Source organism: Sphingobium sp. KKT206, assembly GCF_055640555.1.
In genome coordinates this window covers 170,542-188,725 of record NZ_CM145764.1, presented here as the reverse complement: position 1 = coordinate 188,725, position 18,184 = coordinate 170,542, and the positions used below count along the sequence as shown (strand labels likewise).

General features: G+C 64.6%; 20 protein-coding genes and 1 other RNA gene. 12 read left to right on the top strand and 9 right to left on the bottom strand.

All coding sequences use genetic code 11. From position 1 onward, the window contains the following. Window positions 1–107: 107 nt before the first annotated feature. From ACZ2HM_RS00880 to ACZ2HM_RS00850, 7 genes are all read right to left on the bottom strand, one after another. Window positions 108–431, bottom strand: coding sequence for a YbaB/EbfC family nucleoid-associated protein (locus ACZ2HM_RS00880; protein ID WP_037477519.1), 324 nt, complete (start codon window positions 429–431; stop codon window positions 108–110). Further along, window positions 428–2,038 (bottom strand): DNA polymerase III subunit gamma/tau, encoded by a 1,611-nt coding sequence (locus ACZ2HM_RS00875; RefSeq protein ID WP_470425958.1) that lies wholly within the window; start codon window positions 2,036–2,038, stop codon window positions 428–430. Before ACZ2HM_RS00875 ends, ACZ2HM_RS00880 begins: the two co-directional genes overlap by 4 nt. Window positions 2,039–2,089: 51 nt before the next feature. Further along, window positions 2,090–2,187: signal recognition particle sRNA small type (ffs, locus tag ACZ2HM_RS00870), an RNA gene on the bottom strand. 134 nt (window positions 2,188–2,321) lie between these two features. Beyond that, the gene (blaSGM, locus tag ACZ2HM_RS00865; RefSeq protein ID WP_470425957.1) at window positions 2,322–3,284 is read right to left on the bottom strand and encodes an SGM family class A beta-lactamase; all 963 of its coding nucleotides are present in this window, start codon (window positions 3,282–3,284) and stop codon (window positions 2,322–2,324) included. A gap of 5 nt (window positions 3,285–3,289) precedes the next feature. Further along, entirely contained in the window at window positions 3,290–3,625 is a 336-nt protein-coding gene (locus ACZ2HM_RS00860; protein WP_037477515.1) for a 2Fe-2S iron-sulfur cluster-binding protein, read from the bottom strand. A gap of 21 nt (window positions 3,626–3,646) precedes the next feature. Beyond that, the gene (locus ACZ2HM_RS00855; protein WP_470425956.1) at window positions 3,647–4,735 is read right to left on the bottom strand and encodes a cysteine desulfurase family protein; all 1,089 of its coding nucleotides are present in this window, start codon (window positions 4,733–4,735) and stop codon (window positions 3,647–3,649) included. Then, entirely contained in the window at window positions 4,732–5,835 is a 1,104-nt protein-coding gene (locus tag ACZ2HM_RS00850) for a cysteine desulfurase family protein (RefSeq protein ID WP_470425955.1), read from the bottom strand. The genes ACZ2HM_RS00855 and ACZ2HM_RS00850 overlap by 4 nt, the downstream gene beginning before the upstream one ends. Before the next feature lie 149 nt (window positions 5,836–5,984). On the opposite strand from ACZ2HM_RS00850, the gene ACZ2HM_RS00845 reads away from it, so the two are divergent. Both ACZ2HM_RS00845 and ACZ2HM_RS00840 read left to right on the top strand, forming a co-directional pair. Then, entirely contained in the window at window positions 5,985–6,641 is a 657-nt protein-coding gene (locus tag ACZ2HM_RS00845) for an alpha/beta hydrolase (RefSeq protein WP_017184627.1), read from the top strand. A 138-nt stretch (window positions 6,642–6,779) separates the two neighbouring features. Continuing rightward, window positions 6,780–7,907 carry an HPP family protein gene (locus ACZ2HM_RS00840; RefSeq protein WP_037477508.1) on the top strand — a complete coding sequence of 376 codons (1,128 nt, stop codon included), beginning with the start codon at window positions 6,780–6,782 and terminating at the stop codon, window positions 7,905–7,907. Here the strand turns inward: ACZ2HM_RS00840 and ACZ2HM_RS00835 are convergent. Beyond that, a complete protein-coding gene (locus tag ACZ2HM_RS00835) occupies window positions 7,861–8,052 on the bottom strand; it encodes a hypothetical protein (protein WP_037477506.1) in 192 nt (63 codons plus the stop codon). The genes ACZ2HM_RS00840 and ACZ2HM_RS00835 overlap by 47 nt on opposite strands. A 102-nt stretch (window positions 8,053–8,154) precedes the next feature. Here ACZ2HM_RS00835 and rpiB point away from each other — a divergent pair, with 102 nt between their 5' ends. The 4 genes from rpiB to ACZ2HM_RS00815 all read left to right on the top strand — a co-directional run bounded on the left by rpiB (window position 8,155) and on the right by ACZ2HM_RS00815 (window position 11,620). After that, window positions 8,155–8,592, top strand: coding sequence for a ribose 5-phosphate isomerase B (rpiB, locus tag ACZ2HM_RS00830; RefSeq protein ID WP_037477504.1), 438 nt, complete (start codon window positions 8,155–8,157; stop codon window positions 8,590–8,592). 12 nt (window positions 8,593–8,604) lie between these two features. Continuing rightward, entirely contained in the window at window positions 8,605–9,906 is a 1,302-nt protein-coding gene (glyA, locus tag ACZ2HM_RS00825) for a serine hydroxymethyltransferase (RefSeq protein ID WP_037477503.1), read from the top strand. 93 nt (window positions 9,907–9,999) lie between these two features. After that, the gene (nrdR, locus tag ACZ2HM_RS00820) at window positions 10,000–10,458 is read left to right on the top strand and encodes a transcriptional regulator NrdR (RefSeq protein WP_037477501.1); all 459 of its coding nucleotides are present in this window, start codon (window positions 10,000–10,002) and stop codon (window positions 10,456–10,458) included. A gap of 73 nt (window positions 10,459–10,531) precedes the next feature. After that, window positions 10,532–11,620 carry a TrmH family RNA methyltransferase gene (locus tag ACZ2HM_RS00815; RefSeq protein ID WP_470425954.1) on the top strand — a complete coding sequence of 363 codons (1,089 nt, stop codon included), beginning with the start codon at window positions 10,532–10,534 and terminating at the stop codon, window positions 11,618–11,620. A gap of 16 nt (window positions 11,621–11,636) precedes the next feature. Here the strand turns inward: ACZ2HM_RS00815 and ACZ2HM_RS00810 are convergent, their stop codons facing one another. Then, window positions 11,637–12,398: a competence/damage-inducible protein A gene (locus ACZ2HM_RS00810; RefSeq protein ID WP_470426895.1), complete on the bottom strand. Its 762-nt coding sequence runs from the start codon at window positions 12,396–12,398 to the stop codon at window positions 11,637–11,639. A 79-nt stretch (window positions 12,399–12,477) separates the two neighbouring features. On the opposite strand from ACZ2HM_RS00810, the gene map reads away from it, so the two are divergent. From map to ACZ2HM_RS00780, 6 genes are all read left to right on the top strand, one after another. Continuing rightward, window positions 12,478–13,305, top strand: a complete 828-nt coding sequence (gene map / locus ACZ2HM_RS00805) for a type I methionyl aminopeptidase (RefSeq protein WP_037476852.1) — start codon at window positions 12,478–12,480, stop codon at window positions 13,303–13,305. Between the two features lie 243 nt (window positions 13,306–13,548). After that, window positions 13,549–13,887, top strand: coding sequence for a P-II family nitrogen regulator (locus ACZ2HM_RS00800; protein ID WP_037476853.1), 339 nt, complete (start codon window positions 13,549–13,551; stop codon window positions 13,885–13,887). A 129-nt stretch (window positions 13,888–14,016) separates the two neighbouring features. Next, window positions 14,017–15,429, top strand: a complete 1,413-nt coding sequence (gene glnA, locus ACZ2HM_RS00795) for a type I glutamate--ammonia ligase (RefSeq protein WP_037476854.1) — start codon at window positions 14,017–14,019, stop codon at window positions 15,427–15,429. Window positions 15,430–15,584: 155 nt separating this feature from the next. Beyond that, on the top strand, window positions 15,585–17,018 hold the full coding sequence (astD, locus tag ACZ2HM_RS00790; protein WP_470425953.1) for a succinylglutamate-semialdehyde dehydrogenase: 1,434 nt from the start codon (window positions 15,585–15,587) through the stop codon (window positions 17,016–17,018). Between the two features lie 84 nt (window positions 17,019–17,102). Continuing rightward, window positions 17,103–17,891: a uroporphyrinogen-III C-methyltransferase gene (gene cobA, locus ACZ2HM_RS00785; protein ID WP_470425952.1), complete on the top strand. Its 789-nt coding sequence runs from the start codon at window positions 17,103–17,105 to the stop codon at window positions 17,889–17,891. Further along, a complete protein-coding gene (locus ACZ2HM_RS00780; protein ID WP_470425951.1) occupies window positions 17,888–18,184 on the top strand; it encodes a DUF2849 domain-containing protein in 297 nt (98 codons plus the stop codon). The genes cobA and ACZ2HM_RS00780 overlap by 4 nt, the downstream gene beginning before the upstream one ends.

Genomic DNA, 18,184 nt, shown 5'->3' with positions numbered 1-18,184 from the left:
TTCATCGCCTTTATGGGGATGCCTATCGCGTCAATCAATCAGGGGATGTCATAATGCGGTCACGATGAACCCAGGGTTATTATAGGGCTCTTCGCGCACATCCGCGCTCAGAACGGCAGTTTGAAGCCGGGGGGCAAGGGCAGGCCTGCCGTCATCTTGCCCATTTCGGCATTGCTGACCTCGTCCGCCTTCTTGCGCGCGTCGTTGAACGCAGCGGTCACCAGGTCTTCGAGCATCTGCTTTTCCGACGGGGCGAGCAGGCTGTCGTCGATCGACACGCCCAGAATGCGGCCCTTGGCCGATGCCTTGACCTTGACGAGGCCACCGCCCGCCGCGCCTTCGACTTCCAGCTTGTCGAGATTATCCTGCGCGCGCTGCAATTCTTCCTGCACACGGCTCGCCATGCCCAGGATTTCGTTCAGATCCTTCATTGTCCTACACTCCATTGTTCGAGCCGGTCGTCCAGCTCCGCATCGGGAAAGGCCGCCATCGCTGCCTTCACCACCGGGGTTTCGAGAATAGTGGCGCGGGCATTGGCCTGCGCGGCCTGCTCCTGCGCCAAGAGGGTCGGCTGCGCCTCGCCATCGCTCTGCGCCACGCGCCAGGCAACACCCGTCACCTCCTTGAGCGCCGGCGCGATCCGCGCGGCAAAATCCGCCGATAGCGACGGTACCGCGCAATAGTCCATCTCAGGCGGCGCATAGCGCACCAGCGCGACGCTATCATGCAGTTCCTGCGCCAACTGCCCCTTGCCGCGCTGCCAAAAGGCCTCGATCAGATCAGGGAAAGTCGCCGGCAATTGCGCGGCAGTACCAGCGCCTGGCGTCGCGGCCACCGCGCCCGGTGCCGTCGCAGCGACAGGCCCGCCCTCGCGCAGCATCCGCGCAATCTCGCCCGGATCGGGCATGGTCGCGGCGTGCATCACGCGCAGCAGCGCCATTTCACAGCTTTCGATCGGCAGGATGGCGCTCGCCACCTCGTCATGGCCCTTGACCAGCAATTGCCACAGCCGATGCAAGGGCGCGAAGCCGATCTGCGACGCCCAGTCGGCCAGCGCATCGCGTTCCTCGGCGGACTGGCCGGGGCTGGCGATATCACGCCCCGCCTTCACCAGCGTCACCGCATGAACCAGTTCCATCAGCCCGCGCATCAGCGCCAGCGGCTCGACGCCCAGCGCATATTGGTCACGCACGGCGACCAGCAGCGCGGCGGTATCGCCCGCCAGCAACAGTCCCAACAAACGGCGCACCGCCCCGCGATCCGACAGGCCCAGCATATCGCGCACCTGCGCCGCCGTGACGACCGGCTCCCCCTCCCCCATCTCCGCATGGGCAATCGCCTGGTCGAGGATAGAGAGTCCATCGCGCGCCGACCCTTCGGCCGCTTGCGCGATCAGCGACAAGGCATCTGGCTCGGCCGCGACCTTTTCGGCCTCCACCACATAGGCGAAATGGCTGGCCAGCAATTCGGCCGGAATGCGCCGCAGGTCGAACCGCTGGCAACGCGACAGGACGGTGACCGGCACCTTGTTCACTTCGGTCGTCGCGAACAGGAATTTCACATGGGCAGGCGGCTCCTCCAACGTCTTCAACAGCGCGTTGAAGGCGTTTTTGGAGAGCATATGGACTTCGTCGATAATGTAGATCTTGTAGCGCGCGGAGACGGCGGCATAGCGCACCGCCTCGATAATCTCGCGCACATCATCGACGCCGGTATGGCTGGCCGCGTCCATCTCGACCACGTCGATATGCCGCCCCTCGGCGATCGCGGTGCAGGGTTCGCAGACACCGCATGGGTCGATCGTCGGCCCGCCCTGCCCATCCGCGCCGATGCAGTTGAGCGCTTTGGCGATCAGCCGCGCGGTCGATGTCTTGCCGACCCCGCGCACGCCCGTCATCAAAAAGGCATGGGCCAGCCGCCCGCGCCGGATCGCATTGCCCAGCGTTTGGACCATCGCATCCTGCCCGATCAGCTCATGAAAGCTGCGCGGTCGATATTTGCGCGCGAGGACGCGATAGGGCTGCTGGGAATCGGACATCGGTCTGGTCTAGCCGTTCGGGCCGCCATTGTCGAAGCGGGATGATGGCTGGAAGGTGGGAGCCGGAACGACCCGTGACGAAATCACTGTGGCTGCTTCCGTCAGGACCTGACCCGGTTCGCGACGATCACGTCCGCCCGACTCCCGCGGCGCATATGGCGAAAGGGTGACATAATGGCAAGGGGCAACCAAAGCCGTGCGCTTCGAGCGAAGTCGAGAAGCGGCGAACTTGGCGCAAGCGTGTCTCGACTTCGCTCGACACGAACGGAATGGTGAAATGTGTCTATTCCAGCCCGCTCTTTTGCGCCTGCCCGACAAATTCCAACGCAGCCCGCGCCGTTTCCGCAATCGCCGCCTCGGCCTTCTTGGCATCGACCGTCGGCCGATCGAGATAGACCGCCAATATATATTCATCGCCCGCCGGCGATTTGACCAGCGCCACGTCATTATAAGCGGTGCCGCAGCTGCCGGTCTTGCTGCCAGACGTCCAGCCTTCGGGCAGGCCCGCCTTGATCCGCTTGTCGCCCGTGCTGCTGGCGTTGAGCCAGCCGCGCAACCGCTCGGCGCTCTCGCCCTGCATGTCGCGGAACAGCAGCCGCCCCATCAGCCCGGCCATCGCGGCGGGCGTGGTCGTGTCACGCGGATCCCCGTCGGCGTTTTCGTTCAACTCCGGCTCGTTGCGATCCAGCCGGGTCACGCTGTCGCCATGCGCGCGCATGAAGGCTGTCAGCCCCTGCGGCCCGCCCAGCATCGGCAGCAGCAGGTTCGCCGCACTATTGTCGCTCACCTCGACCGCCGCCTGCGCCAGTTCGGCCATGCTCATCCGGCCGCGCTTGCGGTTCGCCTTCACGACCGGCGCATAATCGAGAATATCGTCCTTGCTGAAGGATATCTCCCCCTCCAGCCCGAACTTGCCGCCTTCCGCGCCGATCAGCACCGCCGCCGCCAATGGCGCCTTGAATGTCGAGCACATCGCGAACGGCTCATCGCGGTTGAAGCCCAGCAGCAGCGCGCCCTGCTTATCCACCAGCGCAACGCCCAACCGCCCGCCGGTTTCCTGCTCGATTTCCTTGGGATTGCGCACCTGCGCCAGCGCCGATTGCGGCACCAGATAGCGCGGCGCAGGCGGCAGCAGCGAATCAAGCTGCCCGGTCGGCACCGGTTCCTTGGTCTTTTTCTGCTTGTCGGCGGCGCTGGACGGCGCGGCGATCAGCAGCAGCATGGCGAGCGCGGACAGGCGTTTCATCGGCTTCACATACCCTGCATATTATAGGATTCGGGCGGAATGCGCACCGTCAACTGGTCCAGCCCATCGGCGAGGATGATCTGGCACGACAGGCGGCTGGTGCGCGTGGCGGACGCGGCGAGGTCGAGCATATCCTCCTCATCCTCGCTGGCGCGACCCAGGCGCGGAAAATCGGTGGCTTCGACGATGACATGGCACGTCGAACAGGCCATCTGCCCCTCGCACGTCCCTTCCAGCGGCTGGCCCGCCGCCTGTGCGATGTCGAGCAGCACCGATCCCGCCGGGGCATCGACCTCCTGTCGCCGTTCCCCGTCAGCGCTGATGAAGGTAACCCTGGTCATGATGGTGCGACGCTCCCTTTTTTACAGCGCCGCTTGTGCGGCTGCCGCCTTGTTCAATGCCTCCGCAGCGCTCTCCAGTTCGGCCGGTGTCGTGTAGCGGCCAAAGCCGATCCGCACCGATCCACGCGCCTGTGCGTCTGTCAGGCCCAGTGCGCGCAGCACATGGCTAGGCCTGCCGGACCCGCTTGCGCAAGCGCTGCCGAGCGAAAAAGCGATATTGCGGCAATCCGACAACAATCGCGCGCCATCGATTCCGGCGCGGCGCAGGTTGAGATTGCCCGGATAGCGCGCCGTCATGCTGCCATTGACCGTCCAGTCGGCGAACAGCGTGCGGGCAAGGGCAGACAGCGATTCGACATGGTCGCGGTCGGCCTCCGCCCGTTCGCGCATCAATCGCGCGGCAACCCCGAATCCGGCGCACAGCGCAGGCGACAGCGTGCCGGAGCGCAATCCACCCTCCTGCCCGCCGCCATGGATGAGCGGCGCGGGACTGACCCCGTCACGCAGCCACAAAGCCCCTACCCCCTTTGGCCCATGGATCTTGTGCGCGCTGATCGCGACCATGTCGCAGGTGTCGGGGATCGGCACCCGGCCATAGCCCTGCACCGCGTCGCACAGCAGCAGCGCGCCCGCCTGATGCGCCAACTGCGCCAGCGCTGCGACAGGCTGGATCACGCCGATCTCATTATTGACCAGCATCACCGCCACCAGCGCGACGCCAGGCCGGATTGCTTGCGCGGCCACATCCAGGTCCACGACACCATCCGCGCCGACCGGCAGCACCGTCACCGTCCGCCCCGCGCGTGCCAAGACCTCCACCGTATCCAACACCGCCGCATGTTCGGTCGCGATCGTCACGATATGGCCTTTGGGCGCGCCCTGAATGGCGATGTTGAGCGCCTCCGTCGCGCCCGACGTGAAGAGCAGCCGCCCGCCGGATGGCAACAGCGCGCCGACCGCGTCGCGCGCCACCTCGACCTGCGCCGCCGCCATCCGCCCCAGCCGATGCGCGCTGTGTGGGTTGGCGAACTGGTCGCGCAGCAACGGCACCATCGCGTCGAACGCTTGCGGAGCCAGCGGCGTCGTCGCCTGATAATCGAGATAGATCATCGTCGCGCCCGCGCGGCCATCGCCGTCCAGGCGGCCAGGAAGCGATCGACATCGCCCTCGTGCGTCTGCGGCCCGAAGCTCACCCGCACCACCTCGCTCGCCACCGCCTCGTCCCAGCCCATGGCGTGCAGCACATGGCTGGTCTTGAGCGAACCGGACGAACAGGCACTACCCGCCGACACCGAAATGCCCGCCATATCGAACTGAATGAGTTGCGCGCGCGCCGATAGGCCCGGCATCCGGTAGCTGGCGATCGCCGCGATACGCGGCGCATCGCGCGCGACGATCACCCCGCCTGCCGCCACGATCCCCGCATCGAGCCGTGCGCGCAGGGCGGCGGCACCCGGCAACCAGTCCGCCCGCGCCTCCAGCGCCGCCGCCATCGCCAGGATCGCAGGCAGATTCTCGGTCCCCGCGCGATAGCCCTGCTCCTGCCCGCCGCTCGCCTCAATGAGCGCCAGATCGCGGATCAGCAGCGCGCCAATACCCGGCGGACCCCCAAATTTATGCCCACTGATCGCGATCATGTCGGCATCGGGCAGCGGGAGCTTGCCCGCGCTCTGCGCGCAATCCGCGAAGAGGATCGCGCCGGAACGATCAAGCTCACCCAACGGCTGGATCACGCCAGTCTCGTTATTCACATGCTGGATGGCGAACAATATATTGTGATCCGTTCGCCTTGAGCTTGTCGAAGGGCTTTCCTTTTCCTCAGGCCAGAAAGGGGCTTCGACAGGCTCAGCCCGAACGGGTGTTCTAACTATGCCATCCCCATCCACCGCCAGCCGCTCGGCCCCCTTCGTCACCCGCAGCACCGCGTCATGCTCCACCGCAGACGTCACGACCCGCCGCGCCTTCGTCCGGCCCAGCCCGATCGCGATCGCCTCGCTCGCCCCGGACGTGAAAATCACATGGCCCTGCCAGCCCAGCGCCGCCGCGATCCGGGCGCGGGCATCCTCCAGCGCGGCGCGCGCGGCGCGGCCGTCGGCATGGGCGCTGGACGGGTTGGCCCAATGGCCCATGGCGGCGACCATCGCCGCCTGCGCCTGGGCCAGCATCGGTGTCGTCGCGGCATGATCGAGATAGAGACGGTCGGCGGCCAAGGGGGCTACTCATTGATTGCGGAAATGGCGGCGGCTTCTATATAGGCGGTCTGCCGCGCTGCGCCAGCACATCCCTTGGCGCGCCCGTCGCGACTCCATTTGCCGCCCTGCCCATCCGGGCCGAGTGGCCCAGAACGATAACAGGTGCCATGCCAGACGTAATCTTTACCGGACCCGAAGGCCGTCTCGAAGGCCGTTTCAGCCCCCCGCCCCGCCCGCGTGCGCCGGTCGCCATGATCCTGCACCCGCATCCGCAGGGCGGCGGCACCATGAACGACCGCATCACCCAGGCGCTCTACAAGACCTTCGTGAAGCGTGGCTTTGCCGTGCTGCGCTTCAACTTCCGGGGCGTCGGCCGCAGCCAGGGGACGTTCGACAACGGCATCGGCGAATTGTCCGATGCCGCCGCCGCGCTCGACTGGGTCCAGAGCTTCCATCCCGAAGCGCAGACCACCTGGATTGCGGGCTTCTCCTTCGGCGCCTGGATCGGCATGCAATTGCTGATGCGCCGCCCGGAAATCCGTGGCTTCATCTCGGTCGCGCCGCCTGCCAACATGTACGACTTCTCCTTCCTCGCCCCCTGCCCCTCGTCGGGCATCATCGTGCAGGGCACGTCCGATGAAGTCGTGACCGCCAGCGCCGTCCAGAAACTGGTCGACAAGCTGCGCACGCAAAAGGGCATCACCATCCATCATGACGAAATCCGGGGTGCCAACCACTTCTTCGAACATGAACTCGACCAGCTGATGAAGTCGGTCGACAATTATCTCGACATGCGCCTGTCCCCGGACTCGCCGATCCGTTGAGGGGCAACGCCCGCGAAACAGAAAAAGGGGCTGCCGCAAGGTGGCCCCTTTTTCTTTGGGCAAAGGCAAAGCCAGACTTTCAACGGGCCTGATTATTCGGCGTGGCATCCTTCGCTTCCGCCCGTTAGCGCAGCGATCATGTCCGACACGCCCGAACCCAAGCCCCGCATGGTCTGGAGCCGCTATTATAGCAGCTTCATACCCGCCCCGCCCGGTCCCGGCTTGCTCGACCGGATCAAGGCCGCCAGCGGCGCGATCGGCGGGATCGCGATCACCGGGCTGCTATGCGGCTTGATGCTCGGCAATGGCCTAGCCCATCCGCTGCTGGTGGCCCCCATGGGTGCCTCGGCGGTGCTGCTGTTCGCCGTGCCCGCCAGTCCGCTGGCGCAACCCTGGCCGGTGCTGGGCGGCAACATCATCTCCGCGCTGGTCGGCATCGCCATCGCCCACATCATCCCCAACCCGACCATGGCCGCGGCCGTAGCGGTCGGCGGGGCGATCGCGATCATGTCGCTGCTGCGCTGCCTCCACCCGCCCGGCGGCGCTGTCGCGCTGTCTGCCGTGCTGGCCGGAAGCGACACCGGCTATCTGTTCGCCCTGACGCCTGTGGGCGCGAACACGCTGCTGCTCTTGATCGTCGCGATGCTGTTCCACCGCATGGTCGGCCAAAACTATCCCCATGTACCGCCCAGGGCACCGTCGCCCCACGCCACCACCGATCCCGCTCCCCTGCTGCGCGCCGCCCCCAGCGCGCAGGATATCGCCGACGCGCTCCATGGCTTTGGCGCAAGGCTGGACGTGGACGAGGCGGACCTGCGCCCCTTGCTGGCCGATGCCCAGTTGCGCGCGGCCGAACGCACGCATGGCGCGACGCGGTGCGATGAGATCATGGCGCGCGACGTGCTGCATATCGCCGCCAGTCAGACGGTGACAGAGGCCCGCACGCTGATGCAGGCGCGCCATCTCCTGTCGCTGCCGGTGCTGGACGATGCTGGCCGGGTGCAGGGGATGATCAATGCCCGCGACCTGTTGCAGGACGGCGTACTTGTCGCCGACGTCGCCCACCGGCCGCTCTTCGTCCATGCCGATACGCCGGTCGCGCGCCTGATAGGTCCGTTCAGCAGCGGTGTGCGCCATGCTGCGGTGGTGGTCGACACCGATCATCGCCTGCTGGGACTGGTGACGCAGACCGATCTGCTGGCGACGCTGGCGCTGCGGCTCAGCGCCGTTCCAGCCCCGGCAAGTCCGGCCCCGGTATCGCCGTGATCGCGACATTGCCGAACATCACCAGCCCCGCGATGATCATCAGCGCGCCGCGCTTGCGGTCGCGCAAGCGGAACATCACATATAGCCCGCCGCCGGTCAGCAGCAGCCCGGCCAGCATAAGGATGGAGAGGATCGTGCCTGTCATGCCTCTGCCCATAAGGGCGGCGGACCAAGGTGGCAATCTACCGCTTCTGCCCCTAAGAGGCGCGGGAACGAATCACCCCATCGGTGAAGGGACGCACCGCAGATGAAGATCGCCATCGCATCCGACCATGCCGCCATCGAATTGAAGGCGGAACTGGCGCAATGGCTGCGCGACGAAGGGCATGAGGTAAACGACCTTGGCCCGGCGACCGCCGACCGCGTCGATTATCCCGATTATGGTTACAAACTCGCGACAGCGGTGGCATCCGGCGCGGCGGATCGCGGCATTGCGCTCTGCGGGTCGGGCATCGGCATTTCGATCGCGGTCAATCGCAACCCGGCCTGCCGCTGCGCGCTGGTCGGCGAGCCGCTGTCGGCGGCGCTCTCGCGCGAACATAATGACGCCAATGTGCTGGCCATGGGCGCGCGCCTGACTGGCGTGGACATGGCCAAGGCGTGCGTCATCGCCTTCCTTACCACTGAATTTGGCGGAGGCCGCCATGCCGGCCGCGTCGACAAACTATCCCAGCCCGCGCTCTGAAAGGATATTTCGATGAGCATCGACACCCTCAGCCCGGCCATCCGTCAGGACGGCTTTTTCAGCGAATCGCTTAGCAGCGCGGACCCCGAAATCTTCGGCGCGATCGAACATGAATTGAAGCGCCAGCAGGACAAGATCGAACTGATCGCGTCCGAAAATATCGCATCGAAAGCCGTGCTGGAGGCCGCAGGCTCGATCTTCACCAACAAATATGCCGAAGGCTATCCGGGCAAGCGCTATTATGGCGGCTGCGAATATGCCGACGTCGTCGAAACGCTGGCGATCGAACGGGCGAAAGAGCTGTTCGGCGCGAAATTCGCCAACGTCCAGCCCAATAGCGGCAGCCAGATGAACCAGGCCGTGTTCCTCGCCCTGCTCCAGCCGGGCGACACCTTCATGGGCCTTGACCTGTCGTCGGGCGGCCATCTGACCCATGGATCGCCGGTCAACATGTCGGGCAAGTGGTTCAACCCCATCGCCTATGGCGTGCGTGCTGACGATCATATGATCGACATGGACGAGGTCGCCCGCATCGCGCGCGAGAGCAAGCCCAAGCTCATCATCTGCGGCGGCACCGCCTATTCGCGCCACTGGGATTTCGAACGCTTCCGCGAAATCGCCGACGAAGTGGGTGCCTATCTGCTCGCCGACATGTCGCATTTCTCCGGCCTGGTCGCGGGCGGCGCGCATCCCTCGCCCGTCCCTCACGCCCATGTCACCACCACCACGACCCACAAGTCGCTGCGTGGTCCCCGTTCGGGCATCATCCTGTGCAATGACGAGGCACTGGCCAAGAAGTTCAACAGCGCCATCTTCCCCGGCCTGCAGGGTGGCCCGCTGATGCACATCATCGCCGCCAAGGCGGTAGCGTTCAAGGAAGCACTGACGCCTGAGTTCAAGGCCTACGCCCACCAGATCGTCGCCAATGCCAAGACGCTGGCCGCAACGCTGGCGGATGCTGGCCTGTCGATCGTGTCGGGCGGCACCGACAATCACCTGATGCTGGTCGATCTGCGCGCGAAGAACACCACCGGCAAGGCTGCGGAAAAGGCGCTCGACCGCGCCTACATCACCTGCAACAAGAATAATGTGCCGTTCGACACCGCCAGCCCGTTCGTGACGTCGGGCGTGCGCCTCGGCACCCCGGCCGGCACCACGCGCGGTTTCGGCGAAGCGGAATTCCGCGAGATCGGCGAGTTGATCGCGCAGGTCGTCGAAGGCCTCAAGCGCAATGGCGATGACGGCGACGGCCAGGTCGAAGCGCATGTGCGCGAGAAGGTGCTGGCGCTGACCGGGCGGTTCCCGATCTACTGAGGACAAAACAGGCCGTTCGTGTCGAGCGCAGTCGAGACACGCTCGCACAGACGTTTCTCGACACGCTCGAAACGAACGGAGATTGATTAGATCATGCGCTGCCCCTTCTGTTCCCATGAAGACAGCCAGGTGAAGGACAGCCGGCCGACGGAAGATGGTGCCGCCATCCGCCGCCGCCGCCAGTGCGAAGCGTGCGCCGCGCGCTTCACCACCTTCGAGCGCATCCAGCTCCGCGACATCTGGGTGGTCAAAAGCGAGGGCCGCAAGGAAGCGTTCGAACGCGACAAGCTCGCCCGCTCGATCGGCATCGCCTGCCGCAAGCGCCCGATCGACCCCAGCCGGATCGAAAAGCTGATCTCCGGCATCCAGCGCCAGCTCGAAACCAGCGGCGACACCGAAGTCCCCGCCCGCGCCATCGGCGAAATGGTGATGGAAGGCCTCAAACGCCTCGACAGCGTCGCCTATATCCGCTTCGCCAGCGTCTATAAGGACTTCACTGATGCCAAGGATTTCGAAGATTTCGCCGGCACGGTGAAGGAAGTGGGTGGGTGAACACGCTCCTGCCTCCGTTCGCCCCGAACACCACCCTCCGTTCGGTTCGAGCTTGTCGAGAACAACGCGCAACATGAGTTTCTGGATTTACATCCTCCGCTGCGCCGATGGCAGCTATTATACGGGCCACACCGACGATCTGGAACGGCGTATCGGCCAACATCAGTCCGGGGAAATTCCGGGCTACACGCATGATCGACGCCCGGTAGAACTGGTGTTCAGCGAAACCTTCACGGACCGGATCGACGCGCTGGAGCGCGAGCGCCAGGTGAAGGATTGGTCGCGCAAAAAGAAAGAAGCCTTGATTCGAGGGGATTGGGAAGCGGTTTCAGACGCTGCACGTTCTCGACCACGGTTCTCGACTACGCTCGACCCTGGCTCGAACCGAACGGCGTTAGAAGAGGCTCAGCCCCACCTCAGGACGAACGGTAACATGATAGAATCTACACCCCCACCCCCCGTCATCGTCCTCGTCCGCCCGCAACTGGGCGAGAATATCGGCAAGGCCGCGCGTGCGATGCTCAATTTCGGGCTGACCGAGATGCGGCTGGTCACGCCGCGCGATGGCTGGCCCAATCCCGACGCAGGCCCATCGGCCGCGGGCGCGGATTTCATCCTCGATCAGGCCCAAGTCTATGAAACGCTGGCCGACGCCGTCGCCGACTGCGCCCATGTCTACGCCACCACGGTCCGCAAGCGCGGCGTCACCAAGCCGGTGGTCACGCCCGAAGAAGCCGCGCGGGAAATCCATGCCGCCCAGGGCCGCTGTGCCTATATTTTCGGCCCAGAACGCTCCGGCCTGGAAACCGAGGATGTCGCCCTAGCCCGCAAAATCCTGACCGTCCCCATCAACCCCGAATTCGGCTCGCTGAACCTCGCGCAAGCGGTCATCCTGTGCGCCTATGAATGGTCGAAGCAGGCGAACCTCGCCCAGCCCACCATCACCGACCTTGGCGTCCCCGCGCCGCAGGAGGAATTGGAGGGCATGATCGACCAGTTCACCACGTTGCTGGAAAAGGTCGGCTATTTCTTCCCGCCCGACCGCGCGCCCGCGACCAAGCTGACGCTGCGCAACCTGCTGACCAAGCCGGGCTGGAACCATCTGGAGGTGCGGACGCTGCGCGGGGTGATCTCGCACCTGAACCGGCCGCGCGAACGCTGACCGGCGGCGGGGGGTGTCAGATGCCCCCGGCCGTCACGGGCCAACCGCCCGCTTCAAGGCCTTGAGACAATGCCGTAACGCAGGCGTCGAGCTTGTCGCTATCGGTCGATCGCACCACGAAATTCGCGCCGGTGCGGCCTTCACGAAAGAAGGGGTAGCTACCGATCTGGCAGCCCTCATGCGCGCGCTCGGTCGCACCCAACAGGTCGGCAATCTCGCTTTCCGCGACCCAGCAGCCGACGGTCGCGGACTGGACGGGCACGCCACCCTCCAGCGTACCCGTCAGCTTATCGAGCATCCCGGCGGTGATGTGCGGGACGCCCGCCATGATGAAGATATTGCCATGCCGGATGCCGGGCGCGCCGGACATGCGATTTTCGATCAGGCTCGCACCCGCGGGCACCCGCGCCATGCGCAGCCGCGCATCGGTCAGCCCGCCGCGCGTTTCATAATAGCCCGCCAGCATCGCCCGCGCCTGCGGATGGATTTCCACCGCCACGCCCAGCGCCGCTGCGATCGCATCGACGGTGATGTCATCATGAGTAGGCCCGATGCCGCCGGTCGTGAAGAGATAGTCGTTGCGTGCCCGCAATATGTTGACCGCCTCGACGATCGCATCCTGATCGTCGGCGACGACCCGCACTTCACGCAGGCGAATGCCCTGGACATTGAGCCACAGGGCGATCTGCGCCACATTCTTGTCCTGGGTCCGGCCAGACAATATCTCGTCGCCGATCACGATCAGCGCTGCGGTCCAGATGCGGGTGGTATCGGCCATGGCGGCTGCATAGCCTGCGCTGGTCGCGCTGCCTAGCCGCCCTCTCGCATTATCGCGCATCTGCCCCTATAGTCATGCCATGACCGAATATATGACGATGACGGCGGACGCGCCGATCTCCCGCTCGACTGCGATCAAACTCTATGACGCAGCCGGTTTTGCTGGCATGCGCAAGGCCGGACGGCTCGCCGCCGAGATACTCGACGCGCTGGTGCCGCATGTCGTGCCGGGCGTCACGACCGGCGAACTGGACGATATCGTCCGGCGCATGACGCTCGACGGCGGCGGCGTGCCCGCGACGCTGGGCTATCGCGGCTATACCCATAGTTGCTGCACATCGATCAACAATGTCATCTGCCACGGCATCCCCGGCGACTATCGGCTGAAAGATGGTGACATCGTCAATATCGACGTCACCCCCCTGGTCGATGGCTGGCATGGCGACACCAGCCGCATGTTCATCGCGGGCGAAGCGCCGATCAAGGCGCGCCGCCTGGTCGAGGTGACCTATGAATGTCTGATGCTGGGCATCGAACAGGCCAAGCCCGGCAATCATCTCGGCGACATCGGCGCGGTGATCCAGCGCCATGCCGAAAAGCACCGCTATGGCGTGGTCCGCGACTTTTGCGGCCATGGCCTAGGCCGCGTCTTTCATGACAGCCCGGAGGTGGTCCATGTCGGTCGCCCCGGCACTGGCCCCGAATTAAAGCCCGGCATGTTCTTCACCATCGAACCGATGATCAACATCGGCAAGGCGGGCGTGAAGATGCTGGACGATGGCTGGACGGCGGTAACGCGCGACCGCACCCTGTCGGCCCAGTTCGAACATAGTATCGGCATCACCGAAACCGGCTGCGAGATTTTCACCAAAAGCCCCGCCGGTCTCGACGCGCCGCCCTATCTTTGATGGTTCACATTACTGCTTAAAAAACGGGCACAGCCACAGGAAATTGCCCTGAATCCGGGCAATATGGACAAAGATTGCGGCATCGCCGAAAGCATATCCAGGCGATTCGCCAATTGGCACGGTAATTGAAGATTAAGAGAGACGACGCAGGCCAAGGGGGGCATGATGTTCGTCTCTCGCACGGGAGAGAGGGATGCGGATCGACCGCATCCTGTCGGGCGTCATGGGTTGGGATTACGAGTGATGAAAAAGATCGAAGCGATCATCAAGCCGTTCAAGCTGGACGAGGTGAAGGAAGCGCTGCACGAAGTGGGCGTGTCCGGCATCACCGTGACCGAAGCCAAGGGTTTCGGCCGCCAGAAGGGCCATACCGAACTCTATCGCGGCGCTGAATATGTCGTCGACTTCCTGCCGAAGGTGAAGCTGGAGGTCGTCGTCGACGACGCGCTGGCCGACCGTGTGGTCGAAGCGATCTGCGCCGCTGCGCAGACCGGCCGCATCGGCGATGGCAAGATCTTCATCTCCAATATCGAGGGCGCCGTCCGCATCCGTACCGGCGAGCGGGATAGCGACGCGATCTGATGGTTCTCCGCCAGCCGGACTTGCAGGCTGGCACTATGTAAATTTCTGCCCGGTTCTTCGCAGACCGGAACATGATGGGCATCCACCTTACCCCTTCGGGGGGGTATCTTGAGAGAAGGGCAACTGCACATGGCCAATACGCCAAAAGACATCCTGAAGATGATCGCAGAAAAGGAGATCGAATGGGTCGATGTCCGCTTCACCGATCCCAAGGGCACCTGGCATCACCTGACCATGTGCGCCAACGTCATTGGCGAAGATGAACTGACCGACGGCCTGATGTTCGACGGCTCCTCGATCGAGGGCTGGAAGGAAATCAACGAATCGGACATGATCCTCAAGCCCGATCTGGACGCGGTCTTCTTCGATCCGTTCAGCGCGACGCCGATGATGATCCTGGTCTGCGACATCGTCGAACCGCTCGACGGCTCGCTCTATTCGCGCGACCCCCGTTCGACCGCCAAGCGCGCCGAAATGTTCCTGCAGTCGACTGGCCTCGGCGACACGGTCTATATCGGCCCGGAACCCGAATTCTTCATGTTCGACAGCGTCGAATTCGACAACACCTATGCCTCGTCCTTCTACAAGCTGGACGATGTCGAACTGCCGACCAACACCGGCACCAGCTATGATGGCGGCAATATGGGCCACCGCCCGCGCGCCAAGGGCGGCTATTTCCCGGTCGGCCCGGTCGATGTGACCACCGACATCCGCGCCGAAATGGTGACCACACTGATGGAAATGGGCCTGCCCATGGACAAGCATCATCATGAAGTCGCGGGCAGCCAGCACGAACTGGGCCTGACCTTCGGCAAGCTCGTGGAAACCTGCGACCGTATCCAGATCTACAAATATGTCGTGAAGATGGTCGCCCAGGCCTATGGCAAGACCGCGACCTTCATGCCCAAGCCGATCAAGGCGGACAATGGGTCGGGCATGCACACGCATATCTCGATCTGGAACAAGGGTCAGAACACCTTTGCCGGTGACGGCTATGCCGGCCTGTCGGAAACGTGCCTGTTCTTCATCGGCGGCGTGATCAAGCATGCCAAGGCATTGAACGCCTTCACCAACCCGACCACCAACAGCTACAAGCGTCTGGTGCCGGGCTTTGAGGCACCCGTGCTGCTCGCCTATTCGGCCCGCAACCGCTCGGCCTCGTGCCGTATCCCTTATGGTGCCGGTACCAAGGCGAAGCGCGTCGAATTCCGCTTCCCCGATCCGCTCGCCAACTCCTACCTCGCCACCGCCGCTTTGCTGATGGCGGGCATCGACGGCATCGAGAACAAGATCCACCCCGGCGAAGCGATGGACAAGAATCTCTATGACCTGCCGCCGGTCGAACTGGCCAAGGTGCCAACCGTCTGCGGTTCGCTCCGTGAAGCGCTCGAAAGCCTGGAAAAGGATCAGGACTTCCTGCTCAAGGGCGGCGTGTTCACCAAGGACCAGATCGACGCCTATATGGAACTGAAGTGGCCCGAAGTATATCGCTGGGAAATGGCCCCCTCGCCGGTCGAATTCGACATGTATTATAGCGGCTGATCCTTTCAGTCCTGCCTCACGCAAAAGGCCCGGTCGCTCCCACGCGGCCGGGCCTTTTGCTTTGGTGGAAAAGGGCAGGCAGCGCCACTCCACCCATCGCAACCCCCGTCCACCACCCTTTCTTCCTTAACCTTTTTCCCCCATATCAGCGCAATATGACCACCCCCCTGACGTCCTATGAACCCGCCACCGGCGTCCTGCTTTGGCAGGGTGAGGCGGGCGACGTGGAGGCGGAGGTCGCGCGTGCTCGTGCCGCCTGGCCGCGCTGGGCGGCGCAGCCCATCGCTGTGCGCATCGAAACGCTGCGCCGCTTCGTCAATGTCGTGCGCCGGAACGAGGATGCGCTGGCGGACCTCATCGCGCGCGAAACCGGCAAGCCCTTATGGGACGCCCATGCCGAAGTGGCTGCGGTAATGGCCAAGGTCGACATCTCGGTCGCCGCCTATTCGGAACGCACCGGACAGAAGCGGCTCGAAGCGGCCTTGGGCGCGCGGCAGTCGGTGCGGCATAAGCCGCATGGCGTGATGGCGGTGCTAGGCCCCTATAATCTTCCCGCCCATTTGCCCAATGGCCATATCATCCCCGCGCTGCTGGCGGGCAATGCGGTCGTCTTCAAGCCGTCGGAAAAGACCCCGGCGGTCGGCGAGATGCTGGTCAAACTCTATCATGAGGCGGGCGTCCCGTTCGACGCGCTGCGCCTGCTGCTCGGCGGACAGGACACGGGCAAGGCGCTCGCCGCCCATCCCGATGTCGGCGGCATCCTGTTCACCGGGTCGGCCCAGACCGGCATCGCGATCAACCGCCAGTTTGCAGCCCAGCCATCGAAGATCCTGGCGCTGGAAATGGGCGGCAACAACCCCATCGTCGTGTGGGATACGCCCGAAATCAACGCCGCCGCCGTGCTGGTCGTCCAGTCCGCCTTCCTCAGCAGTGGCCAGCGTTGCACCGCCGCCAGCCGCCTGATCGTCAAGGACAGTATCGCCGATAGGTTCATCGCGGAGGTCAAGAAACTGGCTGACCGGCTGATCGTCGATCACCCCCATGCTACCCCCACGCCCTATATGGGGCCAGTCATCGACAATGCGACCGCCGACGGACTGACCGAAAGCTTCCTCTGGCTGATGAGCAATGGCGGCAAGCCGATCAAACATATGGTCCGCCCCAAAAAGGGCCTGCCCTTCCTGAGCCCCGCCATCATCGACGTGACCGCCATGGCCGAACCGCCCGATGTCGAACTGTTCGGCCCGCTGCTCCAGGTCGTCCGCGTCGCCGAGTTCAGCGATGCGATCGCGCAGGCCAATAGCAGCCGCTATGGACTGTCCGCTTCGCTGATCGGCGGATCGCCCGACCAATATAATCAATTCTGGGCCAATGTCCGCGCGGGCGTCATCAACTGGAACCGCCCGACCAACGGCGCCTCCTCCGCCGCGCCGTTCGGCGGCGTCGGCATTTCGGGCAACCATAGGCCCACCGCATATTACGCCGCCGACTATTGCGCCTACCCGGTCGTGTCGGCGGAAATAGAAACGCCCCGCGCCGCGATCGGCGTGGGCCTCAAGGACATCGACGTCAGCGCCATGGGCGACTGATCCGTCCCCCGCCAAAACATTTCCTACCCCCGCCCATATGCATTCTGAATTGAACTCGCCCCGCGCTTTGGCCACATGGCAAGCATGGCTGACACTCCACCTGCTACCGTCCACCTGGTGGGCGCGGGTCCGGGCGACCCGGAACTGCTGACGATCAAGGCCGTGCGCCTGATCCGCGATGCGCGGTTGATCGTGCATGACGGGTTGGTGTCGGACGAAATTCTCGCGCTCGCCTCGCCCGACGCCGAACTGATTTCCGTCGCCAAGCAGCGCAGCCGCCATTCGATGCCGCAGGACGCGATCAACGCGCTGCTGGTCCGCTGCGCGCTGGCAGGCGAAGCCGTGGTGCGGCTGAAGGGCGGCGATCCCTTCATCTTCGGTCGCGGCGGCGAGGAAGTCGATGCCTGCCGCGCGGCGGGCGTGCCGGTCGAGGTCGTGCCCGGCATCAGCGCCGCCATCGGTGCCGCCGCACAGGCGCAATTGCCACTGACCCACCGCGATGCGTCAAGCGCCGTCACCTTCGTCGCGGGCCAGTGCAAGGGGTTGACCGATCAGGACTGGTCGGGCCTCGCGGGCAAGGGCCGCACGCTCGTCATCTATATGGGCGTGGCGACCGCCGCGCAGATTGCCGACAAGCTGATCGCCGATGGCGTATCGCCCGATCTGCCGGTCGCGGTGCTGGAAAATGGCACCCGCGCCGATATGCGGACGTTGCGCACCCTGCTCGCCGACTTGGGTGACATGGTGGAACGCGAAGCCGTGATCAGCCCAGCGCTGATCGTGGTCGGCGAGGTAGCGAGCCATGCGCTGGCGCAAGATGTGCTGGTCGGCTGGGCACAAAGACAGAGTAATGGGGCGGAGATGCGTTCGTGAAGGTTTTGACGGGTAATGATCTGGCGTCCGGCGATGTCATCTGGTGGGCGGGCGACGGCTGGTCGCGCCAGGTGGGCGATGCCGCCGATGTCGGCGCGCAGGGTGACGATCTCGCCCGCGCCGAAGAAGCGGCGCTGCGCGTCGTGGGTGCCTATGTCATCGATGCGACCATCACCGACGACGGCGTGCGCCCCGCCCATATCAAGGACCGCATCCGCGCGCTGGGGCCGACCGTGCGCCCCGACCTGACCCTGAAACCGAACGATGCCGATGCCGGCAACTGGGTGATCTGA